Raw genomic sequence first — 6,952 nt, 5'->3', positions numbered from 1 at the left:
GGGCTATTTCACCGATCCTGACGGGCACCTCCGGGAAATCGTCTGGAATCCCGCATTCCTGCCCGGAGTCTGAGGGCCGTGTCTGAGGTGAGCGTCTGAATTGCTTGTCTGGGCCCCGGGGGCCGAGCGGCGCGTTCGAGAGTGCAGCCCGGGTCCAGGGCCCGTGCCCGCAACCTTGTCCCCGCCTGCAGTCCCTCGGGGCGGCCCGTCGCGGGGGTGGTGTTGCTGGCGTGCGGTGCCACGCTTGGCGGGCGACAGGGTTCCGCCGGCGAATGGGGTCGGCGGGGGATGGCCCGTTTCCGGCCTCTGCCTCGGCCAGTTGCCGCGAATCACCCCGCGGTGAGCCGCCGCGATCCGGTCGTGATCACCGGATTTTCCCCGGTCAAGCGGACTCGGCCGGCGCACCTCGGGAAAATTCTGGAAATTTATGGGACGGGGTGGGCAGACCGCCTGAAGGGGGTGAAAGACCCCATATCTGGTGGATTCACTGCCGTACTGCCGCAAATTAAGCCGCGTCGTCAGGGCCACAGGCCTCGAGGTCTTGTGCGGGGAACCCTTGCGCTACAACATTTTCCCATGCCGGCCCGCAAAAACCATTTGCTAACCATGTCATCCCATGGCAACCATGATTGCAGATGAGGATAGGGCATTAAGAGGCACAAGACCTCGACACTAAGGCAGTTAGTAGTACAGGCAGCCCCCTTCATCCGAACAACTGAGATCCGGCGCGCGGGGCGAGCAGACATCCCCCCAGGTGGCCGCGCGCAGTCGGACAAACCCGGAGACGGGACGAGGGCGGCGGATAGGGCAGTGGCAGCAGTCCTATCCGCCGTTTTCCGTTTCAGGGTCGCGCGTCGGGCGCACCGAATCAACCCGGGGTAAAGAGGGCCGGCAGAGTTTTGCGAGCACGGCGGTTCAGAGGTGAAGAGGAGTTGAAGCTCGACTCCAAGGCGCGGGTCTCGATCCCCGCCCGCTTCCGTGCCGTGCTGGAATCCCAGGACCCCGACTGGGCCGCAGGCCGTAATGTCCAGATGATCGCGGTCTATGGTGACCACCTTGCCGATTGCGTCGAATGCTACACCGTGGAGGCCATGGCCGAGATTGACGAGCTGATCGACGAGATGGAGCAGGGCGACCCCGAGACCGACGCCTTCATCGACTGGTACCAGACCCAGGCCCAGGACTTCTCCATCGACGACTCAGGCCGCATCGTCCTTCCGGCGGTGCTGCGCAACAAGATCGGCGTCGAGCCGGGCGAGCCGCTGACCTTCGTCGGGCGCGGCAAGACCTTCGAGATCTGGAAGCCCGAGAAGTTCCAGGCTTCCCGCGCCGCCAAGGCCGAGGCCCTGACCGAAGAGGGCACCCTTCAGGTGCGCAATGGCCGGGTCAACACCCAGGCCGTCTTCGACAAGATCCGTAAGCGCCGCACCGGCGCGGAAGAGGGCTAGGCCATGGTCGGCGGTCCCTCTCCCGCTGGCGGGGCACCGCATGTCCCCGTCCTGCTGCGCCCGCTGCTGGCGGCGGTGGCGCCTGTCTCCGGCACATGGATCGACGGCACCTTCGGGGCCGGCGGCTATGCGCGCGGCCTGCTTGAGGCGGGCGCGGACCGGGTGATCGGCATCGATCGCGATCCCCTGGCGCTGGAGATGGCGCAGGGCTGGGCCGGGACCTATGGTGACCGTTTGCAAATCGTGCAGAACAACTTTGCAAATCTCGACGCAGTGGCGGAAACCCATGCGCCGGAAGGACTTGACGGCGTCGTGCTCGACCTTGGCGTGTCCTCCATGCAGCTCGACCTTGCCGAACGGGGCTTCTCCTTCATGAAGGACGGCCCCCTCGACATGCGGATGAGCCAGTCCGGCCCCTCGGCCGCCGACCTGGTCAACGAGCTGGAAGAAGCCGAGCTGGCCGACATCCTCTATCTCTATGGCGAAGAGCGCGCCTCGCGCCGGATCGCCAAGTACATCCTGCGGGCCCGCGAAGAGGCCCCCTTCGAAAGCACGCTGCAACTGGCCAACCTGGTCGAGCGCGCCCTTGGCCGTGGCAAGCCCGGCCAGAGCCACCCGGCCACGCGGACCTTCCAGGCGCTGCGGATCGCGGTGAATGACGAATACGGCGCCCTGGCCGAAGGGCTGATGGCCGCCGAGCGGGCGCTGAAGCCCGGCGGGCAACTGGCCGTGGTCAGCTTCCATTCGATCGAGGACCGCATGGTCAAGCGCTTCTTCCAGCTGCGCACCGGCCATTCCGGCAACGTCAATCGCTACGCGCCGGTGCAGGAGGCCGAGGCGGCCGCCTTCACCCAGAAGACGAAGAAAGGCATCGGCCCGGACGAGCAGGAACTGGACGAGAACCCGCGCTCGCGCTCGGCCCGTCTGCGCGTCGGCACCCGCACCGCCAAGCCCGCCGAAGACATCGACCGTGCCGCACTGGGCATGCCCGGGGCGCAGGCCGTCGGCAAGAACAGGGGAAACAGACGATGAGAACCTTTCTCTACCTGGCCTCCGCCCTCTGCGTGATCGGCCTGGCCTTCTGGGCCTACCGCGAGAACTACGAGACCCAGTCGGCGATCTCGCGCTCGGAGCAGCTGCAGGGGCGCATCGCCGAGGCGCGCACCCAGCTCAACATGCTGCGGGCTGAATGGGCCTACCTGAACCGCCCTGACCGGCTGCGCGAGCTGGCCGAGATCAATTTCCCCGATCTCGAGCTGCAACCGCTGGATCCGCAGCAGTTCGGCAAGATCACTCAGGTCCGCTTCCCGCCGCTGCCGGCGCCGGAGGTGATCTTCAACAATCCTGTCGACGTGTCCTCGCTGGGACCCGCAGCCGACCAGCTGGCCGCAGGAGATGATCGCCCGTGACCGACATCCGCACCCCCCTGCGCCCGCTGGCGCGCATCCTCGAAGCCCGGGCCCGGGGCGAGAACCCCGACCTGATCGAGCGCGAGAACATCCGCATGCGCCACGAGGCGATGCGCGACCAGTCGCGCGCCCGGGCCGAGACGCGGCTGACCGTGCTGGGCATCGCCTTCTTTTGCGCCTTCACCGTGATCGGCCTGCGCATGGGCGTCATGGCGGGCTCTGAAGGCGAGGAGCCGCGCGCCGCCTCGGCCACGCCCACCGTCGCCATCACCCGCGCCGAGATCACCGACCGTGAGGGCCGCCTGCTGGCCACCAACATGGAGACCTCGGCGCTCTATGCCCATCCTCACCAGATGATCCAGCCCGAGCGCGCCGCGCATGAGCTGGCCCGCATCTTCCCCGAGATGGACGAGGAGGCGCTGAAGCGCCGCTTCACCGGCAACGGCAAGTTCTACTGGCTGCGCCGCACCCTGTCGCCCGAGCAGCGCCAGCAGGTGCATGACATCGGCGAGCCGGGGCTGCTGTTTGCGCGCCGCGAGATGCGGCTTTATCCCAACGGCCCGGTCGCGGCCCATATCCTCGGCGGGGCGGGCTTCGACAACGAGGGCACCCAGTGGGCCGAGATCCGCGGCACCGCCGGGCTTGAGCACGAGTTCGACCAGCTGCTCTCCGATCCCAGCCGGGCGGATGCGCCGCTGCAGCTTTCGATCGACCTGACCGTCCAGGCGGCTCTGGAGCAGGTGCTCTCCGGCGGCATGAAGCTGATGAAGGCCAAGGGCGCGGCGGCCGTGCTGATGGATGTCGACACCGGCGAGGTCGTGGCCATGGCCAGCCTGCCCGATTTCGACCCCAACGACCGCCCCCATGCGCCGACCTCGGGCCATCCCGACGACAGCCCGCTGTTCAACCGCGCGGTGCAGGGCGTCTACGAGCTGGGTTCGGTCTTCAAGGCCTTCACCATTGCCGAGGTGCTGGAAGAGGGCATCGCCCGGCCGGACACCGTGATCGACATCCGCGGTCCGATCCGCTGGGGCCGGTTCCGCATCTCGGACGACCACTACATCGGCAAGGAAGCCGATGTGCGCACCATCCTCGTCGAAAGCTCGAACATCGGCACCGCGCGGCTCAGCCAGCAGATTGGCGCCGAGCGCCAGCAGGCCTTCCTGCGCCGCCTCGGCCTGATGGAGAGCTCTCCGCTGGAGCTGCCCGAGGCGCGCGCCAGCCGCCCCGAGGTGCAGTCCAACTGGTCCGAGCTGACGACGATGACCGTCTCCTACGGGCACGGCATGTCGGTGCCGCTGATGAACGTCGCCGCGGCCTATGCGGCCATCGGCAACGGCGGGCGGCTGCTGAAACCGACGCTGCTGAAACAGAACGGCGCCCCCGAGGGCACCCGCGTGATGTCCGAGGGCACTGCGCGGGCCGTCCAGCAGATGCTGCGCGAAGTGGTGACCGAGGGCACCGCCTCCTTCGGCGAGGTCGAGGGCTACGAGGTTGCCGGCAAGACCGGCACCGCCAACAAGGTGAAGCCGACGGGTGGCTACTACGAGGACCGGACGATCTCGACCTTCGCCTCGATCTTCCCGGCGTCGGATCCGAAGTACACGCTGGTGCTGATGCTGGACGAGGCCGAGACCTACATCTACGGCGAGGACCGCCGCACCGCCGGCTGGACCGCCGTTCCCGTGGCCGCCGAGGTGATCCGGCGCATCGGGCCGCTACTTGGCCTGAGGCCCGTGATTGAACCCGACCGGGCGGCTGATATAACCCTGACATCGAACTGACCGCGCGGCGGTCCGTGACACAGGGTCGGGGGCCCGGAAAGGCAAGGGATGTCAGACAAGACCGGCAGGGGTGAGGGCACGGGGCCCTGCGGCAAGAGCCTCGCGGAGCTGGGGCTGACGGCCCGCGGCGGGGCCGAGACCCGCGTTACCGGGCTAGCCGTCGACAGCCGCGAGGTGCGCCCGGGCTACCTCTTTGCCGCCATGCCCGGCACCCGGATCCACGGAGCCGAGTTCATTCCCGCCGCCCTGCGCATGGGCGCCGGCGCGGTGCTGACCGATGCCGCGGGCGCCCGCCAGGCCGCCGAGGCGCTCTCTGACGCAGGTGTTGCGCTGATTGTCGCCGAGGACCCGCGCCAGGCGCTGGCCTGTGCGGCGGCGCTCTGGTTCGGCGCCCAGCCCCGCGTCATGGCCGCCGTCACCGGCACCAACGGCAAGACCTCGGTGGCCACCTTCCTGCGCCAGATCTGGCAGGCGCTTGGTCACAAGGCGGTCAATCTCGGCACCACCGGGGTCGAGGGCGATTTCGCCACGCCCCTGGCCCATACCACCCCCGAGCCGATCACCCTGCACCGTGTCCTCGCCGAGGCGGCGGCGGCGGGTGTCACCCATTGCGCGATGGAGGCCAGCTCTCATGGTCTCGCGCAGCGCCGTCTCGACGGCGTGGTGCTGGCCGCCGGGGGCTTTACCAACCTCACCCAGGATCACCTGGACTACCACGCCTCCTTCGAGGACTACTTCCTCGCCAAGGCCAGCCTCTTCGACCGGCTGCTCTCGCCCGAGGGCCATGCGGTGATCAACCTCGACGGCGCGCGCGGGGCCGACATGGCCGAGCGGGCCGAGGATCGCGGCCTCGACGTGCTGACCGTGGGCGAGTCGCCCGAGGCCGAGATGCGGCTGATCGGGCGGCGCTTCACCCCCGGCGGGCAGGTGCTGCGGGTCAGCTTCAACAGTGTCGAATACCAGGTCGGCCTTGACCTGATCGGCGGCTTCCAGGGCGAGAACGTGCTGCTGGCCGCCGGGCTGGCGCTGCTGACCGGCGAGGCCCCGGAAGAGGTCTTCGCCGTACTGCCCCTGCTGACCGGCGTGCGGGGGCGCATGCAGCTGGCCGCGACCCGCGACAATGGTGCGGGGATCTACGTCGACTATGCCCATACCCCCGATGCGGTCTCGACCGCGCTGAAGGCGCTGCGCCCCCATGTGATGGGCCGGATCGTCTGCATCGTCGGCGCCGGCGGCGACCGCGACCGCACCAAGCGCCCCCTCATGGGGCAGGCGGCGGCCGAGAATGCCGACCTTGTCTTCGTCACCGATGACAACCCGCGCTCGGAAGATCCGGCGGCGATCCGCCAGGCGGTCCTGCTGGGCTGCCCCGAGGCGATCGAGGTCGGCGACCGTGCCGAGGCGATCCTGCGCGCCGTCGATGCCCTGGGGCCGGGCGATGCGCTGCTGATCGCCGGCAAGGGGCACGAGACCGGCCAGACCGTTGGCGACGTGGTCTATCCCTTCGACGACGTGGAGCAGGCCTCGGTCGCCGTGGCGGCCCTGGACGGGAGGCACGCATGAGCGCGCTCTGGACCGCCGCCGAGGCCGCCGCCGCGACGGGCGGCGAGGCGCGTGGCAACTGGCAGGCCGAGGGGGTCTCCATCGACACCCGCACCCTCGTGCCGGGTGACCTCTTCGTCGCCCTGAAAGCGGCGCGGGACGGGCATGAGTTCGTTGCCCAGGCGCTGGAGAAGGGCGCCGCCGCCGCGCTGGTGACGCATGTGCCCGATGGCGTGGCGCCGGATGCGCCGCTGCTGATCGTCCCGGATGTCCTCGAGGGCCTCGAGGGGCTGGCCCGCGCCGCTCGTGCCCGGATGCAGGGCAAGGTCGTCGCGGTCACCGGCTCGGCCGGCAAGACCTCGACCAAGGAGATGCTGCGCGATGTCTTCGCCGCGCAGCGCAAGACCCATGCCGCCGAGGCCAGTTACAACAACCATTGGGGCGTGCCGCTGACCCTGGCGCGGATGCCGCGCGATACCGAGCTTGCGGTGATCGAGATCGGCATGAACCATCCCGGAGAGATCGCGCCGCTGGCCCGGCTGGCGCGGCCCCATGTCGCCATCGTCACCACCGTCGTCGCCGCCCACCTGGAAGCCTTCGACAGCCTCGAGGGGATTGCCCGCGAGAAGGGCTCGATCTGCGAGGGGCTCGTGCCGGGGGGCGTGGCGGTGATCAACGGCGACCTGCCGACCACGCCGATCCTCGCCGCCGCCGCCCGCAAGGCCGGCGCCAGGATCCTGCGCTTCGGCGAGGGCCGCCGCTGCCATCA

At 69.2% G+C, this 6,952-nt stretch carries 6 protein-coding genes; all 6 read left to right on the top strand.

The features are described 5' to 3' along the window. The first annotated feature begins 932 nt into the window (after positions 1-932). A complete protein-coding gene (locus OS124_RS24145) occupies positions 933-1,448 on the top strand; it encodes a cell division protein MraZ (protein ID WP_010139207.1) in 516 nt (171 codons plus the stop codon). 3 nt (positions 1,449-1,451) lie between these two features. Further along, positions 1,452-2,480, top strand: a complete 1,029-nt coding sequence (gene rsmH, locus OS124_RS0109050; RefSeq protein ID WP_010139206.1) for a 16S rRNA (cytosine(1402)-N(4))-methyltransferase RsmH — start codon at positions 1,452-1,454, stop codon at positions 2,478-2,480. Next, positions 2,477-2,857: a cell division protein FtsL gene (ftsL, locus tag OS124_RS0109045; RefSeq protein WP_010139205.1), complete on the top strand. Its 381-nt coding sequence runs from the start codon at positions 2,477-2,479 to the stop codon at positions 2,855-2,857. The genes rsmH and ftsL overlap by 4 nt, the downstream gene beginning before the upstream one ends. Next, positions 2,854-4,641: a peptidoglycan D,D-transpeptidase FtsI family protein gene (locus tag OS124_RS0109040; protein ID WP_010139204.1), complete on the top strand. Its 1,788-nt coding sequence runs from the start codon at positions 2,854-2,856 to the stop codon at positions 4,639-4,641. Before ftsL ends, OS124_RS0109040 begins: the two co-directional genes overlap by 4 nt. Positions 4,642-4,689: 48 nt before the next feature. After that, positions 4,690-6,204: a UDP-N-acetylmuramoyl-L-alanyl-D-glutamate--2,6-diaminopimelate ligase gene (locus tag OS124_RS0109035; protein WP_010139203.1), complete on the top strand. Its 1,515-nt coding sequence runs from the start codon at positions 4,690-4,692 to the stop codon at positions 6,202-6,204. Continuing rightward, positions 6,201-6,952 (top strand): UDP-N-acetylmuramoyl-tripeptide--D-alanyl-D-alanine ligase (locus OS124_RS0109030; RefSeq protein ID WP_010139202.1); only part of this gene is annotated, 752 nt, incomplete at its 3' end. The genes OS124_RS0109035 and OS124_RS0109030, both read left to right, overlap by 4 nt.

The sequence above is a fragment of the Oceanicola sp. S124 genome (genome assembly GCF_000220565.1).
In the GTDB taxonomy this organism is placed as follows: domain Bacteria; phylum Pseudomonadota; class Alphaproteobacteria; order Rhodobacterales; family Rhodobacteraceae; genus Pseudooceanicola.
Note: the sequence above shows the minus strand (reverse complement) of the source record. Positions and strands in the feature narration are given on the sequence as shown.